This is a genomic window from Vibrio marisflavi CECT 7928, assembly GCF_921294215.1.
In the GTDB taxonomy this organism is placed as follows: domain Bacteria; phylum Pseudomonadota; class Gammaproteobacteria; order Enterobacterales; family Vibrionaceae; genus Vibrio; species Vibrio marisflavi.
The window spans coordinates 1,004,879-1,023,764 of record NZ_CAKLDM010000001.1 but is presented as its reverse complement, the minus strand read 5'-3'; the positions used below and the strand labels follow the sequence as shown (position 1 = coordinate 1,023,764).

Here is an 18,886-nt window from a genome sequence, read left to right as displayed (position 1 = left end):
TAGTATTCTCGATGCTAGAGTTAGATTGGCTTTTAGTTTAGCTACGCATTTAGTCAAAGGTTATTTTTGCTGCTAGATGTGCCGGCCGAGGTAACTCGGCCGTTTTAGTTTTATTACGTCATTGATTGTAAACATGCTCTTCTTTTCGCATCTCTTGGCGATCAGCGACGGTAAGAAGTGCAACCAATACTACGATAGCTATGAGTGATATCACGCTTGTTGTTCCATCTCCTAAACCAAAACCACCTATCTTAGTAGGTTTCCCAAGCAAATCAGCGCCAGCTGCGCCAAATGGCCGGGTTAGTATGTAGCTAATCCAGAACAGAGCGATACTGTTTACTCCCAGAGCGTATAAAACCGCTGGTATGGCCAACATTGCAACGCCAAAAAATATGGCAGCATCTAAAAAGCCGAGATGGAGTCCATTTGCTACCCAGTCTCCTGCTGCTGTTCCAAAGCAAAATGTTAAAAATATCACTGCCCAATAGAAAATTTCTCTTCTGGGCGTATTTATTGTGTGCATATCCAAAGAGTTTTCGCTGCGATGCCAAATGGCTAGGGCTGCAAGAAGAAGAACGAGAAAGCCAGATGTTGTAAGGATAAACGGCACGCCGACAAAGTGAATAGTGTCAGCAAGCATTGTCCCAAAAACTGCGATTAGAACGATGACAGTCCAGTACATCCATGGCACGTAGCGTTTGTAGCGGATTTGAATGAAAACGGAGGCAATCAGGCCAGCAAGTAAAAGAAATAGTGTGATGAAAGTAGCAGTGCCTAAGTGCTCTCCTAAGAAATCGGAGGTTGATTCTCCTGCAGTTGTAGAAATGATTTTGATAATCCAAAAGAATATCGTTATGTTTGCGACCTTATTTAAGGGCTTTGATGCGGTATGATTCTTCACAATTTAAGACTTCGTTAATCGATGAGTCTTGTCTGTATAGGAGATTTTTCGTGAAAAAATTGTATAGCATCTGAGTTGACCTGTATTTAATGAAGTCACCCCCAACTACTAGCTAAGTCTATGTTTTATTGTAACTATGTTGGATCTTTCTGAAAGATATTGCTGAGTGTTCGTGGTAGTTATGAAGTTGGCTTAACTAAAACCTTACTCACTTCTTACACAGCTATTTGTCACAGCTCAAGAAACAGCTCGACCACAGGTTAATGTGTTAGCTATGGCCGTACAGTTAACTCTAATATTCAGTAAGGTGTGACTTCCAATCGTTTTCCGTTTTCTAATCGAAAATGGTGTGATTTATGAATCAATGTCTCTGGAAAGACATAGTGAGTAAAGCCCTGATGCATTCCGGAATAAGCACAACTTGAATGATTTGTAGAACAAGTCGAGGGGACGGAAGTGTATTCATATACGTCTAGCCGATTAGTATCATTGGACAAAATAAACTCGTAACCTTTGGTTAATTTTCTGTCTGTTGGACGAACGTTCATCGAGGGACGTTGTGTTTCAAAGCGAATATAACTGCCATACATGAAGGAGTCTTGACTAGTAGGAACAAACAAATCGCAGATAATATTTTCGTGTTTATCCACTACTTTGAACTCTACTCCGGCAACCGTTTGTGCGGCAAGCACATCAGAAGTGCAAACCAGTGCGATAACTAGACCTAATATGTAAAATTGATGTCTTTTCACCTTGCTCCCTTCGCTTTACTCGTCACCATCAAGCGTTTAATTATCTTGATGGTTGGATAAGAGTTGGCCAAAAATATAGCACTTGTAGGGGTGGGCTTAACTCAGGTGAACACCTTAATTAACGAAGTGGTTGAAGCTATCGCTTTGATATTATGAAAATATTTTGAGTGTTTTCCTATCGACTAGGATACTGGCTTCGGTTTTATCTTGTACTTCGTCAATGGAGATGCCTTCAGCGATTTCTTTCATCAAAAGCCCACTCGGGGTAACCTCAAATACACCCAGCTCGGTGACGATTAAGTTCACTTGATTAACTGCGGTTAAGGGCAAAGTGCATTGTTTAAGCAGTTTTGGCTTGCCCTTGTTAGTGTGCTCCATTGCCACGATCACTTTCTTGGCACCGACAACAAGGTCCATCGCACCTCCCATTCCAGGGACCATTTTTCCCGGGATTATCCAGCTGGCTAAGTTGCCATGTTCATCCACTTCTAGTGCTCCCAAGACGGATACGTCGACGTGCCCACCTCGAATAATGGCAAAAGAGTCTGCGCTGTCGAAGTAACTGGCCCCTTGTACAGCGCTGATATGTTGCGCGCCAGCGTTGATGAGATCTGGGTCTGCTAGCTCTAGGCTAGCAAGAGAATCAATGCCCATTAGTCCATTTTCGGCGTGAAATAGTACTTCAATATTGTTATTGACTTCATCTGCTACCAAACTCGGAAGACCAATCCCAAGGTTCACGATGTCACCATCGTGCAGCTCTTTCGCTACGCGTTTCGCGATCCTTTTTCTAATGATGCTGTTTGCTTCACTCTTCATGAAATAATTCCCTCTAATATATGGTCGACAAATAAACTCGGCGTATGTACTGATTCAGCTTGAATGTCACCCAATGCGACTAAATGTTCAGCTTCTGCAACAACAATGTCGGCAGCGGTGGCCATTAAGGAGTTAAAATTTCGGGTAGTCTTGTTGTAGAAAATATTTCCTTTACTATCGATCTTTGAGCCGCGAATCAAAGCAAGATCTGCCTTTAAAGGGAGTTCTAACAAATACTCTTCTCCACCAATAGCTAAGGTTTGTTTTCCTTCTGCAACAATAGTTCCTAAGCCGGTTTTCGTTAAAACACCACCAAGCCCAGCACCGCCAGAGCGAATTCTTTCTGCTAACGTGCCTTGAGGAACAAGTTCTACATCAAGAGAGCCTTGGTTCATCTGCACGCCAGTTTCAGGGTTTAAGCCAATGTGCGAGGCGAGCAGTTTGCTGACCTGCTTAGAGGCGATTAATTTGCTCACCCCTTTATTTGGAATTGCAGTATCAGTACTAATGAGAGTGATGTTCTGTACGCCACTTTTAACGACTAAATTTATCAGAGTTTCTGGTGCGCCATTTGCCATGAAGCCGCCGACCATAATGGTCATGTCGTCTCTAAGTAAACTTAGAAACCTTTGTTTATCAATTAACTTATTCATGCTTCAGCCTTTGCAGAGTTTGAGTGAGATACCCGAGTCGAGGCAATTTGGGTATAGATGAGTCTAGCGAGAGAAAAGTTTCGGCGTTATAGCCATTAAATCAAAGTCGCTTTGCGAATATGCAAAGTGAATATGTGATGTGGAATGTCGCTGTGTTTGTGGTCGTAGGCTAAGTTGGAGTGCTTGGAAAGGGGGAGGGCTTATTCTTGAACGTAGTTGTTGACCCATGGTTTTATATTGCTGCAGTTCCTGCGGTCCTACTTTATGGTATTGGGAAAGGCGGTTTAGGTGGAGCATTGGGCATTATTGCCGTGCCTCTGATGGCTTTAATCATCGCACCAACGCAAGCCGCAGCAATACTACTACCCATTTTACTGGTTATGGATGGCTTTGCCGTAAAGCAACACTATAAAAATGCAGACTATCAAATCATAAGACGTATGTTGCCTGGAGCATTGGTAGGCGTTGCGCTTGCGGGAGTGTTTATGGATGTGATGCCTGAATATGCACTCAAACTTGTCATTGGTGTGCTCTCAATTGGTTTTTGCCTAATGCAGTGGCTGAGTTTGGCAAGTAGTAGCAAAGCGACCAGCCAGTTCTCAGCATGGCTTTGGAGCACACTGAGTGGATTTTCAAGTACTGCAATTCATGCTGGAGGCGGGCCTGCGAGCATTTACCTGTTGCCTTTGAAGCTAGCCAAGTTGAACCTCATTGCGACAATGGCAGTACTGTTTGCTTGTATCAATGTCGCTAAGTTAGTGCCGTATTCGATGCTAGGTGAATTCGACAAAACTAATTTGCTTACTGCACTTATTCTGATGCCTTTAGCGCCACTCGGGGTAAAAATGGGGGTGTTATTGCTGCATAGAGTCGACCAGCAACGGATCTATCAATTGTGTTATCTATTTTTGTTTCTATCGGGCATTAAACTTTGCTTCGATGCTCTTGCGTAAAGCTCTCTAGGGAGTCAGCAAAAAATCTTTAAATCGACCAATCATTGCCGACGATTTATTCGGCGGGTGGTAGAAAATATTTAGGCTCCATATGCTCGTTTCGTAACTCCTGAGTAGAGTGGATAACTGGCCATCTGAAATATATTTATCAGCAAAAATTCTAGGCAAATAAGCGATACCAGTACCATTTAACGCAAGCTTAAGCAGTAGGTCTGTATCATTGACTTCAATGTTGTTGTTGACTTTCATTATGTGTTCTTCGTTGTCGAGACTAAAAATCCATTGGTTACTCCCCGTTAAGCTTGTGGCCACCAAGCACCTATGCTCGGCAAGCTCATGGGGTTGCGTAGGAGTGCCGTATTTATCTAGATATTTACTCGACGCGACAACAACAAAGGGACATTGCATCAACTCTTTTTTTACCAGAAGTACATCTTTTTCTTTGTAGCCGGAAAAACTCGCATTTGCGCAGATGACCATGTCGTTTTCTGCTGCATGATCCAAAGCCCAAGGCGTAATATTTAGGTTGAAAGTGACTTCAGGGTGCAGCTCAATATAATCAGAGAGCTTATCCATTAGTACGTGATTCGCGTAGACGGGTGTCGCAGCGATGTTGATCTGGCCTTTATCAATACTGTTAAACTCACCTAATTGACGCGTGATCTGCTCAGAGCGTTCAACGATAGGCGAGAATTGTTCATATAAGGTTTTGCCTGCTTGAGTGGGTGTGATAACGCGATTTGTTCGATGACATAGCGGAAAACCAAAGTAGTTTTCGAGCTCTTGTAACCAACGGCTTCCTGCTGAAATGCTCAAGTTAAAGTGGCGTGCGGCCGCCGAAATGGAGCCAGAGCGGATGATATAAACATAGAAAGCCATTTTATCTAACATATTGAACCCTAATGTAATAAAGCCTAAGTGAGAGACTTAGGCTTATAACTATACCGACTAATTAAAACAGCGGGGTATATCTATCAAATTTATTGCACAGATGCTTTGTTGGTCGCGTTTTCTTTGCTTACACGACCTAATTTTTCCGCCATGACCTGTTCCATATCCTCTAAAGCAACGCCCTTCGTTTCCGGTACGAACTTAACGACGAAGTACATACAGATCATTGAGAGTGCGGCAAACAGCCAGAAGCTAAAGCCACCATTGAAGTGCTCTTTCAATACTGGATTGTCGTTTAGAATCGGGAAGGTCTGTGTAACAACAAATCCAGCACACCACTGAGCGCCAACAGCGATTGCCATTGCTCTTGAACGAATGCTGTTTGGGAATATTTCAGAAATCATGGTCCAACATGCGCAGCCCCATGATGTTGCGTAAGACACTACGTACAAACAAATAGCAAACAGTGCAGCATATCCTGTTGATTGGTTATACAACACGAAACCGATATAGGTCATGCTGAGTGCACAGCCCAACGTACCCCATTTCATCAATGGTAGTCGCCCAACTCGGTCGATTAAGTACATGCCTAGGGCATTACCGAGAATAAAGACGACGCCAATAAAGGTAGTTTGGAATAGAGCATTCTCTGTACCACCAACAATAGGTTTAAGTATTTCTGGCGTGTAATACATGATGACATTGATACCTGTAAATTGCTGCGCCGCAGCAACAAAAGTACCGATAGCCACAATGGAAAGTATCAAAGGTGATTTAAGGCTAACTTGGCTTTTTTTGACGACGCGGCTGGCCATGAGAGAGTTTTCAATTTCCGCAATGACGTTGTCTGCGTGTTTTCTGTTGGAGATCCGAGTTAGGATCAAACGTGCTTGGTCAATTTTGCCTTTTAGAACCAGCCAGCGTGGTGATTCTGGAATAGTGAAAAGCAGCAGGCCGAAGATCAGTGCTGGAATGATCTCAGAGCCAAGCATCCATCTCCAACCCAAGTCTTTTAGCCATACTTCCGTCATTCCTTTTGCGATTAGAAAGTTCACGAAAAACACGACAGTCTGTCCTACTACAACGGACTGCTGGAACATGCTGACTGCTCGGCCTCGGAACTCTCTCGGGGCGACTTCGGACATATACATAGGAGAGACGACGGCCGCCAGACCCACTGCTAGGCCGCCGACAATACGCAATAGAGTATAGAAGGTAAAAGTGGTCGCCAGAGCGGAGCCAACAGCGGAAATCGCAAACAGTATTGCTGCGGCGAACAGTGTATTTCTACGTCCATATTTTAGTGAGCACCAACCAGCACTTACCGCCCCGATAATACTGCCAAGAACGACGCTTGACACTGCCCAACCTGTTTCGGCTGGTGATAGGGAAAAGTATTCAGTGATGGGGCCTATTGCTCCAGAAATTACAGCCGTGTCATACCCAAATAAGATTCCGCCTAGTGCAGCTACGCAGCATATTTTTATGATGTACGCGATATTTCGTTGTGATTTTCCTGTCGAATTGCCCGATGACATGTTTGTCACTCCTATTTATGGTTCTAGCATGCTTTACGGTGACCTAAAGAGCTAGATGTAAGGTTGTTGTGTTTTGGATAAATAGAGTTAGGTAACACTAGTGTTTTAGTTGTTAATGATAAATATTTTTCATTTTCGGTGTTCAATCCTAGTTTTTGGATTCGATTACGGCTAGGTCTATTTTGATGTTTTTCGCTCAAATGTTATCCAGTTCAAATAATGACAAATATTTTTCACCACTGGAGGTTTTGTTAACTATATGAAAATTAATGATTTTAAAAATTAAACTAAATTTTAAAATTTGATAGAACCCCTTATTTCAATAGGCTTTCTGCCAATTTTTGAAAAATACTGTTCAATGATTTTTGTTTGAAAAATATTTTTCATTTCAGGTTTGGGTTTATTATATTGGTCTCAATCTCGGCGGTAGGTAGCAAACTTGTTAAGAGAAATGTTTCTTACGACCTTAAGCCAACATTGTTATATCAACCTAGAAATTACGGAGTATCAAAATGAGCAAGGTGCAATTCGGAATCAGCCCACTGACCTGGACCAACGATGACATGCCGGAGTTAGGTGGAGAAATACCTTTAGAAACTTGTTTGAGTGAGATGTCAGTGGCAGGTTTTACAGGCACTGAACTTGGTACGAAGTATCCTAGAGAACCGGAGGTACTGATTCCTCTATTGAAAAAGCATAATTTAGTACTCGCTTCAGGTTGGTATAGCGGCAATTTAATGAAGCTCTCAGCCCAAGAAGAAATTGAAGCAATGCAGCCTCACATACGCCTACTCAAGGCGGCGGGCTGTAAAGCAATGGTATATGGTGAGGTTAGTAATACCGTTCACGGTGACATCAATACTCCACTATCTCAGCGTCCGGTGCTATCGATAGAGGAATGGAAGACTTATGCTAGCAAACTATCTGAAGTCGCTAGTTACCTTTATTCAAACCACGATATCAAACTGTCTTTTCATCACCACGTAGGCACTATCTGTGAGACAGAAGATGACATCAACATGTTGATGGAAATGACTGGACCAGATGTTTATCTAACGCTTGATACCGGACATATAACATACGGTGGCGGTGATCCTGTAACAATGATTAAACGTTGGGGACACCGCATTGGACACATGCACTTTAAGGACTTGCGATTGGAAGTGATGCAATCTGCGCGCGGTCAAGACAAGTCATTTTTAAATGCCGTGTTAGATGGTGTCTTTACCGTGCCGGGCACAGGTGACGTAAATTATGACGAGGTGTTTGCTGCACTTAAAGAACGCGATTATCAAGGCTGGCTTTTGGTCGAAGCTGAGCAAGATCCTGCCAAAGCGAACCCGCTTGAATACGCGACAATCGCGTACCAAAACATTACTCAATATGCCAAAAAGTATCAGCTTTAACCAAAGGAATTCTAGACATGAAAACGATACGTCTTACTGTTGCTGAAGCATTGGCTAAGTATTTAGCAGCGCAGAAAATCGAAATTGATGGTCGAGTAGAGCAACTGTTTGGTTGCGCTTTCGCAATATTTGGCCACGGCAATGTAACGTGTTTTGGCCAACAGCTTAAAAATATTGAAGACAAAATCCCAACTTGGCGTGGCCAGAATGAACAATCAATGGCAACGGCTGCCATTGCTTATGCGAAAGCGAATCAACGCCGTAGAATAGGGATTGCGACGAGTTCGATTGGCCCGGGTGCAACCAACATGGTGACAGCTGCAGGTATTGCTCATACCAATCGTCTACCTGTACTGCTTATCTCTGGTGACTCATATGCTAGTCGCCTGCCAGATCCTGTTTTGCAGCAGCCTGAGAACTTTTATGACCCATCTATTACCTGTAACGACGCATTTAAGCCTCTCACACGTTACTGGGATAGAATCGTTTCTCCATCTCAGCTTATGCAAACCTTGCCACAAGCCATCGATACCATGCTCGATCCTGAGACTTGTGGCCCAGCATTTATTGGCCTTCCTCAGGATGTTCAAGGCTTTGCGTACGATTACCCAGAAGTTTTCTTTGAAGAGAAAGTGCATCGTATCCGTCGCCCAGAACCTGAGTTAGCCGATCTAGAGGATGCGAAAGCAGTACTGTTAAATGCGAAAAAGCCTCTCATTGTATCGGGTGGTGGTGTTCACTATTCACTGGCAACCGATGAGTTGGCAGAGTTTGCAAGCAAGCACAATATTCCAGTCGTCGAAACGATTGCAGGCAGAGCCACTATGCTGCAAGACAACCCGCTTAACGCCGGCCCAATTGGTGTAACGGGATCGGATTCAGCAAATTATATGGCAGCAGAGGCAGATGTAGTTTTGGCTATCGGTACGCGTTTGCAAGACTTTACGACAGGGTCGTGGAGCGTATTTCGTAACGAAGATATGAAGCTGATTGCGATGAACGTAGCTCGCTTTGATGCGATTAAACATCGAGCAGTGCCCGTTAAGTGCGATGCGCGCCAAGGCATGCGTAAATTGTCAGTGCTGCTTGAGGGTTGGTCTGCAAGTTCCGACTGGAGCAATATGGCTAAGGTGAAAGCTGACGAGTGGAAACAACTCGTGCATAAACGCACACATCCAAAACAAGGTGACTTGCTACCAGGAATGTCTTCTTATGCTGAAGTTATTGGCAAGCTTAACAAAGCAATGCAGCCGGGAGATACAGTCTTGACTGCAGCGGGTGGTTTACCTGCAGAGCTTGCGATGAACTGGCAGAACTATCAAATCGGTAAGTTTGACATTGAGTTTGGTTTTTCTTGCATGGGGTATGAGATTGCAGGAGGTTGGGGTGCAAAAATTGCTAATCCTGATCACGATGTGATTACTTTAGTCGGCGATGGCTCTTACCTTATTCAAAACTCGGATATCTACTCTTCTGTTCTCACTGGTCACAAGATGATTGTTGTCGTTTGTGATAATGCGGGTTTTGCCGTGATCAATAAGCTGCAAACCAATACTGGCAACGAGTCTTTCAATAACTTACTCGAAGATTGTCGTCGACCTGATGGTGAAGTGGCTCGTGTTGACTTTGCCAAACATGCGGAAGCTCAAGGAGCGATAAGCGAAAAACTTGCATCGATTGATGAATTTGATGCCGCTTTCCAGCGGGCCAAAGAAGCAGACAGAACTTACGTCATTGTCGTGGACATAGATCCGGTGTCTCCGGCAACTTGGTCGAAATGCGATTGCTGGTGGGAAGTTGGTTTACCAGAAGTAACGCGAGATGACGACACTGCAGCTGTGGTAGCGCAATGGGAAGAAGGGCGTTCAAACCAGCGTCGGGGTGTATAACGCCAAAGTTGGTCGACCCTAATAATGTAGATTAATTGAAGCTTAAGTAGGCATTAAAGCCTGATGAGGTCATGTATGTTTAATGAAGAACGTCGTTTTGAGCAACCTATTCGCTGGGCAATGGTCGGTGGTGGCCGTGGTAGCCAGATTGGTTATTCGCACCGAAGTGCAGCACAAAGAGATAACTTATTTCAGCTGGTTGCGGGCGCATTCGATCTTGATGCTCAGCGCTGTAAAGAATTTGGCACGAACGTAGGGGTATCAGAAGATCGCTGTTATTCCAATTACCAAGAGATGTTTACAAAGGAATCGCAAAGAGAAGACGGCATTCAGGCGGTATCTATTGCGACGCCAAATTCGACTCATTATGAGATCTGTAAAGCGGCTCTCGAAGCCAATATCCATGTTATTTGTGAAAAGCCAATCACTTTCACAACAGAGCAGGCAGAGGAGCTCAAAGCCCTTTCTATAGAGAAGAACCGTGTGTTGGGTGTGATGTACGGTTACACAGGCTTTCCGATGGTTCAACAAGCTCGAGAAATGGTCAAGCGTGGCGATCTCGGTGACATCCGTGTTGTGAATATGACTTTTGCGCATGGTTTTCACAATATCGAGCACGAAAAAAATGACCCGGGACTTAAATGGCGTGTCAGTCCAGAAGTGTCGGGCCCAACTTATGTGTTAGGTGATGTAGGAACACATGCGTTTTATCTGTGCGAGTTGATCACAGGTCTTGAGGTGAAGCGCTTATCTTGTATGCGCCAGAGCTTTATTGAATCGCGCGCACCACTAGAAGATAACGCTCACGTGATGATGGAGTTTGAATCAGGCGCAGTCGGAACATTGTGGGCATCTGCAGTCAATGCTGGTGCGATGCATCAACAAAAAATCCGAATTGTTGGAGAAAAAGCTTCCATCGAATGGTGGGACGAACATCCAAACCAATTGAAGTATGAAGTGCAAGGTGAAGCACCAAGAGTGTTGGATAGAGGCATGGGCTACCTATACAACGACGTAGATGGCGTTGCCTCCAACCGTATTGGTGGCGGTCATGCTGAAGGTTATTTCGAATCTTGGGCAAACCTATATCACCGCTTTGCGCTGGCTTTTCAAGCCGCAGACAACGATGACCAAGAAGCGTTGGCGAACCTTTGGTATCCAGACGTTAATGCAGGTATTGAAGGTGTTCGCTTATGCGAGAAGTGCGTTGAATCTACAGATCAAAATGCTGCATGGGTTGACTACAAATAGCAAGGAAGCGAGATGACACATATTCATTTTGAATCGGGCAGAGAATATGACGCGATAGTGCTTGGGCGTGCGGGCGTAGATTTATATGCCATGGAGCACAACACGGATATTCAAGATGTATCTGGATTCAACAAATTTGTTGGCGGCTCTGCAGCGAATATTGCTGTTGCGGTGAGCAAACTCGGTGGACAAGTTGGCTTTATTGGTTGTGTTTCTAATGACACATTCGGTGATTACGTCACAAGCTATATGCAGTCTCAAGGCATCAACCTTGATGGTATGAAAATTGACGATTCGGGCTCAAGAACATCTGTCGCTTTTACCGAAATAAAACCTTCGGATTGTGATGTATTGATATATCGAAACAATGCGTCAGATTTGCTGATTAAACCTGAAGAGGTAGATCCAGAGTATATTGCCAAGGCAAAAACTTTGGTAGTCACGGGAACGGCTCTTGCGCAAAGTCCGAGTAGGGAAGCGACGCTATTAGCGATGCAGCATGCCCGTCGCGCAAAAACACAGGTCATTTTGGATATTGATTATCGGCCATACTCTTGGCGAAATGATGTTGATGCCTCGGTCTACTATGGGCTCGCGGCCTCTCTTTCAGATGTCGTGATCGGAAATCGTGAAGAGTTCGACATGATGGAGACGGTCGTAGCTCCGAATAACTCTGACGATAACTTAACCGCTGCACGTTTCTTAACGGGAAACACCCAGATAGTGATTATTAAGGCGGGCGAGCTTGGTTCTAAAGTCTATTGCGCTGATGGGAGTCGCTTTGAACAAGGGATATTTAAGGTTGACGCTAAGAAACCATTTGGTTCAGGAGATTCATTTGCAGGCGCTGTGATATGGACTCTCACACATGGAGGTGAGCTTACAGAAGCGGTTAAACGTGGTTCGGCTGCTGCGGCTATAAATGTGAGTGGTACTAGCTGCACTGAAGCGATGCCGACCAAAGAACAGCTATTTGATTTTATGGAGTCAGCAGGCTCTAGATACACGAAATAATATTAAAAGTTTTGCCGAGTTAGTCATTGGATGACGGTCGTAGGGTGCATTTTTTAGCTCGGCATTTCTCTTTTGTTGACACAACATATGAGGTCTAACAATGGGAAAACACATTTCACCATTTGATAATCAGAACAAAGCAATTATTGATATTGACGACGATACAACACCTCTGTGCTATTTCAATCACGTGAGATTGGCACAAGGTGAAACGTATACCTATTCACTGGAAAACTATGAAACAGCAATTGTTCTAGCAGGCGGTACATGTAGTATCTCTGTGCAGGATCAGTCTGGTAATAGCTCAACTTTTGACAATATCGGCCAGCGCGCAAATGTGTGGGACGGCAACTCTGAATCTGTGTACGTACCGGTTTCTATGCAAGCGACAATTGAGTGCGTTAGCGACAAAGCAGATATCATGATCGCTGGTGGTCGATTTGATGAGGTGCTTGAACCATTTTGTGTCCGAGGTGACGACGTAGATACGGTTCAATACGGCTCCGATGACACCAAAACACACCGTAAAATTAAACATGTTCTTGGGCAGAAAAATGCAGATCAACGTGGGCGTTTATTAGTGAGTGAATTGTTTACCGTTGGCGCTGGTGGTTGGTCGGGTTTCCCGCCGCATAAGCACGATGAAGATCGTGTAAAAGCCGATGGAAGCAAAGAAACACTGTATGAAGAAGTGTACCAATTCCGTTTCAACCCAGATTTTGGTTTTGGCGCGCAGTTTTTATATGAGCATGAAGATGATCATGGCCCGGTTTATCACGTTAAAACCGGCTCTGTCATTGCGATCGATAAGGGGTATCACCCGAGTGTGGCTGCTCCGGGTTATGAGATGTATTACTTTACGATTATCGTAGGGAAAACGTCGAAATCACTCATTCAGCATTTTGACCCACACCATGAGCACCAAGTTCATACCATTCCCGGCATCAAAGATATGATATCGAAATTTAAGTAAGGATGACCAAATGCTAGTAAATCTAAATGATTTGTTGCCAGAGGCAGCAAAAAGTAGTTCAGCTGTCCCATGTTTTAACGTGTTTGGTTATGAAGATGCTAGAGCCGTTGTTGATGCTGCAGAGCAAATGGATCGTGCGGTGATTTTGGCGTGCAATAAAGATGTGGTTGACTTTTATGGTGTGGAAACGGCGGCGTCAATGTTTCTCAATTTAGCCAAGAAAAGTACTGTCCCTGTTGTTTTACACCTTGACCATACCTATGAAGAAAAGATTGTATTCCAAGCGCTCAAAGCCGGATTTAGCTCAGTGATGTTTGATGGTTCCCAGTTGCCGATAGAAGAAAATATTGCGCGAACTCGTCAAGTAGCTCGTGTAGCTCATGCACTAGGAGCATCAATCGAAGGTGAAGTGGGCTCAGTGCCGTATACTGAAGGTAGAGATCACATTAAATCAATCTTTAGCTCGCCAGAAGAAGTTCTAAGGTTTTCAGAAGAGAGTGAAGCGGATTGTGTTGCAGTATCAATAGGTAACATCCATCGTTTGCAAACACCTACTTGTGACATTGACTTCGGCTTATTGGATCAGATTGCGGGTCAAAACACGATACCCTTGGTTATTCATGGCACAACGGGGATTAAAGAGGTAGATATTAAGAAGCTAAAGCAAAGTCGAGTGGCGAAATTTAATATCGGTACGTGTTTACGACAGGCGTTTGGTAACGGGTTACGCAATACAATGAATGCTGAAGCAGATAAGTTCGACCGCATCTACTTTATGCAAAAAGTGATGCCTGACGTGCAAAAAGAAGCTGTACGCAATTTTGAATTGTTGGCGTAACTGTTTTAGTTAGCGTAACTTCAGTTAGAATGTGTGAAGTTATTATTTATTTTAAGTACTTAGAGGACAAGTGAGTCATGGCAGTAGACAGTAACCAAATAGACTTGGCTCCCGCAGATTTGGACACGCTGCGTGAACAAGTGGTTAAAGAATACGACCGTCTAAGTGTTCGTTTGCAGCAAGTCGCTGACTTTGTTATGGCTCAGCCAATGTTAGTAGCGGTTGAAACAATGGCCACTATTGCTGAGCAAGCTAATGTTCCTCTATCTACATTAAGTCGCTTTTCTAATGCAATGGGTTTCTCAGGTTTTAGTCAAATGCAAGCATTGTTTCGTGAGCAATACTTAAACCGTCCCAGAGACTACAAAGAGCGCGTTCGCCAGGCTAGAGAAAACGATCTACTTGATTCAGAGTCTCCTGCGGCAATTTTTCACGATTATGGTCATGCAAATATTGAAGCGATGGAGCAACTACAAGTTGATGTGTCCGAGCAGAAACTTGAAAAGGCTGTGTCCCTGCTCGACAAAGCCGAAACGATATATATACAAGGTATGCGAAGAGCGTATCCAGTAGCCTTTTATCTTTGGTACGCGTTGATGAAGTCAGACAACAATGTCGTACTGGTTGATGATCATGGGGGCATGCTTAAACCCGTAACTAGGCGCATGAACAAAAATGATGTGCTGCTTTGTGTGACCTTTAACCCCTATGCTGCAGAGACAAGCGCATTGGTTGAACAGGCTTATTTGAAACAGGTCCCTATTGTCGCGATTACCGATAACCAGTTGACAGACAATGGCAGCAAATATGAAGTTTGTTTCGAGGTCAATGAAGGGGAAGTGATGGGGTTTCGATCTCTCAGTTGTTCTATGTACCTAGCTCAAACATTGGCTGTCAGCTTGATGTGCCGAGAAATTAAATAACCCCCTTTCTAATTTTAGTCCCACGACAAGGAAACATTATGCCGTATGCAATGCATGGTATGTGCTCATTGCACAGCAATGTTATGACTGATATTCGTCTTGCAAGTGAAGTTGGATATCAAGGTTTAGAAGTCCATACAGAGAAGCTTTGGCGTTTCATCGACGCTGGGTTTACTGCTCAAGATCTAAAGGCAAAGCTTGAGAAACATGGTATGTCTCCAAGCGCTATCGACATCATAGGAGGAGTCGAAGCGACTCAAAAGTCTCAGCAATCAGAGCTGTGGAAGCAAACAGAAATCTTGTGTGAGTTTGCTCAGAATATCGGTGCTCCGACAATTCAACTTAATGCTTTTGAGGAATTGAATGGGTTAAGCTTGGCAAGCAACATCCAAATCACTGCCGACAATATAAGGTCGATTGCAGATATAGGTAAAGATTTTGGTATTCGCTTCCAATATGAAGGTGCGGCTTGGACACCAATTTCGAGCCTAGAATCGTATTTTCGACTTTATGACTCTGTGGCAAGAGATAATTTTGGCTTTGTACTCGACACGTGGCATCTGTGGGCATGCCGTGGCGCAAGCCCTGAGCAAATTGGCGAAGTCGATAAAGAGTTGATCTTTAATGTACATATCTCTGATGGAAAGAGACCGGGTTTAAGTCAGCCATGGCCAGATGAACGCGAATTACGAGGCTATTTGCCCGGTGAAGGTGATATTCCGTTGAGTGAGTTTGTAAATGCTATTCGGTCGACTGGTTATGACGGTTATTATTCTGGTGAGTTTTTGAATGATCAACTTTGGGAAGGCGATTATTTCGAACTAGCTAGCAAGATATTGAACGAAATGAAGCGACTCGTCGAAGCGTAAGGAGCAAAGTATGAAGTTGTCACGGCAAAATGCAGGCGCAATCCTCGTTGTGACAACAATGATAGCTTCGGCAGGTTGGATCTTCTCTAAGCAAGCAATCCAAGGTTTGCCGCCGTTCGGTTTTATTGGTTTAAGATTCTTGTTAGGGGCAATGTGCCTTGGGTGTTTTTGCTATAGACAAATCTTGGCGATTGAATGGCGAGATATTTTATCTTGTTCACTAGTTGGCGTGTTTCTTGGCGCAGCTTTGAATTGTTGGGTGTATGCGATCTCCATGAGTAACGATTTAGGTGAGGGAGCGTTTATAGTCAGCCTCTCCATGCTGTTAACGCCTTTGGTCGGTTGGGGACTATTCAAGCGCCCACCTTCGTTAACATTTTGGTTTTCCATGCCTATTGCAGTGGCAGGTTTGGCTTTATTATCATCGGGTGGGAGTTGGGGAGCTTCGAGCAATCAACTTTGGTTTATCTTGGCGGCTTTATTTCTTGCCTTACACTTCAATTTCAATAGCTTGTTTTCCCAACGTTTACCTGTGTTGCCGCTGGCATGTATCCAACTATTTATCACAGGAGTAGTGGGTATTGGTTTGTCACTCAGCTTAGAAACATTCCCTAGTACAGTGACACCGGACATATGGGGATGGCTGATTCTCAGCGCAACCGTCGCTACTGCACTTCGGTATTTTCTACAAACAACTGGGCAAAAGTACACAACAACGGCGAAAGCTGCGCTGATTATGTTGCTAGAACCTGTGTGGACAGTGGTGCTAAGTGTGATTTTATACGATGAGCCAATGCCACTCAGTAAGGTTTTTGGCTGTGGTTTGATTATGATGTCGTTGATTATATACCTAATAGGAAGTCATACACGGCGGAGCCAACCAGTACACAACTAAGTTTTCTGGTTTAATCCATTTCATAGCAAACATAGAACTGTTACCTGTTGCACGTTCTTGAAATTATCGATCAAATAGATAATGAAATAAAAATTTCAAAGTAGTAACTTTGTGAAAATTAAATTTCATATTGGTGGGAGGGTTCTATGTCAGACTTGTTATCAAAATACCCAAAAAACAGCAGTGATACAGTGAAACAATCCATTTCACCAAGTATCGCTGGCTGGAAATATGTTGGTTTTAAACTTCTGGAATTAGCTGCAGGTAAGTCAGCGGAGTTGCCTGCTAACGAAAACGAACTTTGCCTCGTGCTCGTTTCCGGTAAAGCGACGATTTCTACAAAAAATGAAGTGTTTGAGAACATCGGTGACAGGATGTCTCCTTTCGAGAAAAAGAAACCATATGCCGTTTATATAGCACCACACGAGAATGTAAAAGTGGTTGCTAATACGGATCTTGAACTGGCTGTCTGCGAAGCGCCAGGGAAAAATAACTTTCCAACTCGGCTTATTACTCCTACTGATATCGATGCCGAGCATCGTGGCCAAGGTAAGAATCAAAGGTTTGTGCATAACATTTTGCCAGACAACAAGCCCGCCGATAGCCTTTTGGTCGTTGAGGTTTATACCGATGAAGGCTGCAGTAGCTCCTATCCAAGCCACAAGCACGATGAAGCTATTGAAGGTACAGAAACCTATTTGGAAGAAACGTATTATCATCGCATTAGCCCACCGCAAGGCTTTTGTTTCCAACGCGTGTATACCGATGATAGAGAACTAGATGAAAGTATGGCGGTGTATGACAAAGACGTTGTTATGGTGCCAAAAGGTTATCATCCAGTTGCTACGCTAGCGGGCTATAACAGTTATTACTTAAATGTCATGGCTGGCCCAAATCGAAAGTGGCAGTTTACTTGGGAACAAGACCACTCATGGATTAACACCGAAGAATATAAATAACTCTAGCAAACCCAAACCACGTTACTCGATATCAAGGATTGTAGAATGTTCAAAATAGCGCTAATTGGAGCTGGGCGAATTGGCCAAGTTCATGCAGAAAATATCGCAAATCACCCTAACACATGTTTAGCTTCAGTTGTCGAGCCGTATGACGCCAATGCCGAGATTGTATGCAATAAGTATGGTGCGCAGCGTCAGAGCGTCGAGCAAGTCATGCAAGATGAAACCATTGATGGCATATGTATCTGCTCAGCCACGAATACGCATGCGGACATGATTGAACTGGCGGCAAATGCGGGTAAAGCAATCTTTTGTGAAAAGCCGATTGATTTAGATTTAAGTCGAGTTCGTGATTGTTTGGCAGTTGTATCGAACCATCAAGCACCTTTGCTGGTGGGTTTTAATAGAAGGTTTGATCCTCAGTTTGTTGAATTAAAGCGCCAATTTGAGCAAGGCAAAATAGGTAAGGCGTCCACCCTATCGATTATCTCCCGCGATCCTGAGCCACCTAGTGCGCAGTATGTGAATGTCTCAGGGGGAATGTTTAGAGACATGTCGATACACGATCTTGATATGGCGCGATTTATATTGGGGGAAGATCCTGTTTCCATTTATGCGACGGGAAGTTGCTTGATTGACCCAGAAATTGGTCAAGCAGGAGATATAGATACTGGCGTGATCGTAATGCGTTTTCCATCTGGTGCAATCGCGACGATTCAAAATAGTCGTCAATCTGGGTACGGATACGATCAACGAATCGAATTGCATGGTGAACTCGGTGCGCTTCAAGCAATGAATAAGAATGAGAATCACATTGTCAGTATGACTGACACTGGAACGGAAACTGCGAAACCAATGCACTTTTTCTTAGAAAGGTATAAAGATGCCTATCAAGTTGAGTGGCAGCATTTTGTAGATGTGCTTAACGGCCAATCTCCATCGTGCTCTGGTTATGATGGTGAAATAGCTCTGCAACTCGCTGACAGCGCAATTGTGTCACTGAAAACAGGTCGATGCATTGATCTATAGTTGTTTTAATAGAGCCTTCTAAGCGTATGTTAAATAAGCTCTCTTATATAAGGGGGCTTATTTTCATATTTGCCATTTTAAGGCTGAAAGTTCTTGTTATTCTCTTTCTCCTCTCTAATTCCGTCGCTTTTCTTTTCCGTTTTATTACTCATTCCAACCATAAAAAACACCATGAGTAGGCAAAAGAGCAAAGGTAGAAGGAAAGCTCCAGCTAGTGCTCCAGCAAATAAGCTGCCGTAATTGAATAGGTATCCTGCTACAGCAACGAGAGCGACAATAATAATTACGTGGCTGAATTTTTTCAGGTTCATAATAGTTTCCTTCTTGTAGATG

General features: G+C 43.8%; 19 protein-coding genes. 12 read left to right on the top strand and 7 right to left on the bottom strand.

What is annotated here, in order from left to right:
- Positions 1-118: 118 nt before the first annotated feature.
- From L7A31_RS04590 to L7A31_RS04575, 4 genes are all read right to left on the bottom strand, one after another.
- A complete protein-coding gene (locus L7A31_RS04590) occupies positions 119-901 on the bottom strand; it encodes a COG4705 family protein (protein ID WP_237360324.1) in 783 nt (260 codons plus the stop codon).
- Between the two features lie 299 nt (positions 902-1,200).
- Positions 1,201-1,653: a hypothetical protein gene (locus L7A31_RS04585; protein WP_237360323.1), complete on the bottom strand. Its 453-nt coding sequence runs from the start codon at positions 1,651-1,653 to the stop codon at positions 1,201-1,203.
- A 150-nt stretch (positions 1,654-1,803) separates the two neighbouring features.
- Entirely contained in the window at positions 1,804-2,472 is a 669-nt protein-coding gene (locus L7A31_RS04580; protein ID WP_237360322.1) for a 3-oxoacid CoA-transferase subunit B, read from the bottom strand.
- The gene (locus L7A31_RS04575; RefSeq protein WP_237360321.1) at positions 2,469-3,125 is read right to left on the bottom strand and encodes a CoA transferase subunit A; all 657 of its coding nucleotides are present in this window, start codon (positions 3,123-3,125) and stop codon (positions 2,469-2,471) included. Before L7A31_RS04575 ends, L7A31_RS04580 begins: the two co-directional genes overlap by 4 nt.
- A 206-nt stretch (positions 3,126-3,331) precedes the next feature.
- On the opposite strand from L7A31_RS04575, the gene L7A31_RS04570 reads away from it, so the two are divergent.
- On the top strand, positions 3,332-4,078 hold the full coding sequence (locus L7A31_RS04570; RefSeq protein WP_237360320.1) for a sulfite exporter TauE/SafE family protein: 747 nt from the start codon (positions 3,332-3,334) through the stop codon (positions 4,076-4,078).
- Positions 4,079-4,084: 6 nt separating this feature from the next.
- On the opposite strand, the gene L7A31_RS04565 is transcribed toward L7A31_RS04570, so the two are convergent.
- Both L7A31_RS04565 and L7A31_RS04560 read right to left on the bottom strand, forming a co-directional pair.
- Positions 4,085-4,969, bottom strand: coding sequence for a LysR family transcriptional regulator (locus L7A31_RS04565; RefSeq protein WP_237360319.1), 885 nt, complete (start codon positions 4,967-4,969; stop codon positions 4,085-4,087).
- Positions 4,970-5,058: 89 nt separating this feature from the next.
- Positions 5,059-6,507, bottom strand: a complete 1,449-nt coding sequence (locus L7A31_RS04560) for a sugar porter family MFS transporter (RefSeq protein ID WP_237360318.1) — start codon at positions 6,505-6,507, stop codon at positions 5,059-5,061.
- A gap of 512 nt (positions 6,508-7,019) precedes the next feature.
- Between L7A31_RS04560 and iolE the strand changes: the two genes are divergently transcribed.
- The 11 genes from iolE to iolG all read left to right on the top strand — a co-directional run bounded on the left by iolE (position 7,020) and on the right by iolG (position 18,553).
- Positions 7,020-7,913, top strand: a complete 894-nt coding sequence (iolE, locus tag L7A31_RS04555; RefSeq protein WP_237360317.1) for a myo-inosose-2 dehydratase — start codon at positions 7,020-7,022, stop codon at positions 7,911-7,913.
- A 17-nt stretch (positions 7,914-7,930) separates the two neighbouring features.
- Positions 7,931-9,802, top strand: coding sequence for a 3D-(3,5/4)-trihydroxycyclohexane-1,2-dione acylhydrolase (decyclizing) (gene iolD, locus L7A31_RS04550; RefSeq protein WP_237360316.1), 1,872 nt, complete (start codon positions 7,931-7,933; stop codon positions 9,800-9,802).
- A gap of 75 nt (positions 9,803-9,877) precedes the next feature.
- Positions 9,878-11,053, top strand: a complete 1,176-nt coding sequence (locus tag L7A31_RS04545) for a Gfo/Idh/MocA family protein (protein WP_237360315.1) — start codon at positions 9,878-9,880, stop codon at positions 11,051-11,053.
- A 12-nt stretch (positions 11,054-11,065) separates the two neighbouring features.
- On the top strand, positions 11,066-12,067 hold the full coding sequence (gene iolC / locus L7A31_RS04540) for a 5-dehydro-2-deoxygluconokinase (RefSeq protein WP_237360314.1): 1,002 nt from the start codon (positions 11,066-11,068) through the stop codon (positions 12,065-12,067).
- Between the two features lie 100 nt (positions 12,068-12,167).
- Entirely contained in the window at positions 12,168-13,040 is an 873-nt protein-coding gene (locus L7A31_RS04535) for a 5-deoxy-glucuronate isomerase (protein WP_237360313.1), read from the top strand.
- Positions 13,041-13,050: 10 nt separating this feature from the next.
- Positions 13,051-13,878 (top strand): class II fructose-bisphosphate aldolase, encoded by an 828-nt coding sequence (locus L7A31_RS04530; protein WP_237360312.1) that lies wholly within the window; start codon positions 13,051-13,053, stop codon positions 13,876-13,878.
- Between the two features lie 77 nt (positions 13,879-13,955).
- A complete protein-coding gene (locus L7A31_RS04525; protein ID WP_237360311.1) occupies positions 13,956-14,801 on the top strand; it encodes a MurR/RpiR family transcriptional regulator in 846 nt (281 codons plus the stop codon).
- Positions 14,802-14,839: 38 nt separating this feature from the next.
- Entirely contained in the window at positions 14,840-15,670 is an 831-nt protein-coding gene (locus tag L7A31_RS04520; protein WP_237360310.1) for a sugar phosphate isomerase/epimerase family protein, read from the top strand.
- 10 nt (positions 15,671-15,680) lie between these two features.
- Positions 15,681-16,565, top strand: a complete 885-nt coding sequence (locus L7A31_RS04515; protein WP_237360309.1) for a DMT family transporter — start codon at positions 15,681-15,683, stop codon at positions 16,563-16,565.
- A gap of 146 nt (positions 16,566-16,711) precedes the next feature.
- On the top strand, positions 16,712-17,524 hold the full coding sequence (gene iolB / locus L7A31_RS04510) for a 5-deoxy-glucuronate isomerase (protein WP_237360308.1): 813 nt from the start codon (positions 16,712-16,714) through the stop codon (positions 17,522-17,524).
- Between the two features lie 45 nt (positions 17,525-17,569).
- Positions 17,570-18,553: an inositol 2-dehydrogenase gene (iolG, locus tag L7A31_RS04505; protein WP_237360307.1), complete on the top strand. Its 984-nt coding sequence runs from the start codon at positions 17,570-17,572 to the stop codon at positions 18,551-18,553.
- A gap of 77 nt (positions 18,554-18,630) precedes the next feature.
- Here the strand turns inward: iolG and L7A31_RS04500 are convergent, their stop codons facing one another.
- Positions 18,631-18,864, bottom strand: a complete 234-nt coding sequence (locus tag L7A31_RS04500) for a hypothetical protein (RefSeq protein ID WP_237360306.1) — start codon at positions 18,862-18,864, stop codon at positions 18,631-18,633.
- Positions 18,865-18,886 lie beyond the last annotated feature (22 nt).

Bases quoted from the DNA above. Each gene is read 5' to 3' on its own strand.
- L7A31_RS04515 (WP_237360309.1), top strand. From the start codon at position 15,681: ATGAAGTTGTCACGGCAAAATGCAGGCGCAATCCTCGTTGTGACAACA.
- L7A31_RS04535 (WP_237360313.1), top strand. From the start codon at position 12,168: ATGGGAAAACACATTTCACCATTTGATAATCAGAACAAAGCAATTATT.
- iolG (WP_237360307.1), top strand. From the start codon at position 17,570: ATGTTCAAAATAGCGCTAATTGGAGCTGGGCGAATTGGCCAAGTTCAT.
- L7A31_RS04525 (WP_237360311.1), top strand. From the start codon at position 13,956: ATGGCAGTAGACAGTAACCAAATAGACTTGGCTCCCGCAGATTTGGAC.
- iolC (WP_237360314.1), top strand. From the start codon at position 11,066: ATGACACATATTCATTTTGAATCGGGCAGAGAATATGACGCGATAGTG.
- L7A31_RS04575 (WP_237360321.1), bottom strand. From the start codon at position 3,125: ATGAATAAGTTAATTGATAAACAAAGGTTTCTAAGTTTACTTAGAGAC.
- iolE (WP_237360317.1), top strand. From the start codon at position 7,020: ATGAGCAAGGTGCAATTCGGAATCAGCCCACTGACCTGGACCAACGAT.
- L7A31_RS04580 (WP_237360322.1), bottom strand. From the start codon at position 2,472: ATGAAGAGTGAAGCAAACAGCATCATTAGAAAAAGGATCGCGAAACGC.
- L7A31_RS04520 (WP_237360310.1), top strand. From the start codon at position 14,840: ATGCCGTATGCAATGCATGGTATGTGCTCATTGCACAGCAATGTTATG.
- iolB (WP_237360308.1), top strand. From the start codon at position 16,712: ATGTCAGACTTGTTATCAAAATACCCAAAAAACAGCAGTGATACAGTG.
- L7A31_RS04500 (WP_237360306.1), bottom strand. From the start codon at position 18,864: ATGAACCTGAAAAAATTCAGCCACGTAATTATTATTGTCGCTCTCGTT.
- L7A31_RS04530 (WP_237360312.1), top strand. From the start codon at position 13,051: ATGCTAGTAAATCTAAATGATTTGTTGCCAGAGGCAGCAAAAAGTAGT.
- L7A31_RS04565 (WP_237360319.1), bottom strand. From the start codon at position 4,969: ATGTTAGATAAAATGGCTTTCTATGTTTATATCATCCGCTCTGGCTCC.
- L7A31_RS04545 (WP_237360315.1), top strand. From the start codon at position 9,878: ATGTTTAATGAAGAACGTCGTTTTGAGCAACCTATTCGCTGGGCAATG.
- iolD (WP_237360316.1), top strand. From the start codon at position 7,931: ATGAAAACGATACGTCTTACTGTTGCTGAAGCATTGGCTAAGTATTTA.
- L7A31_RS04560 (WP_237360318.1), bottom strand. From the start codon at position 6,507: ATGTCATCGGGCAATTCGACAGGAAAATCACAACGAAATATCGCGTAC.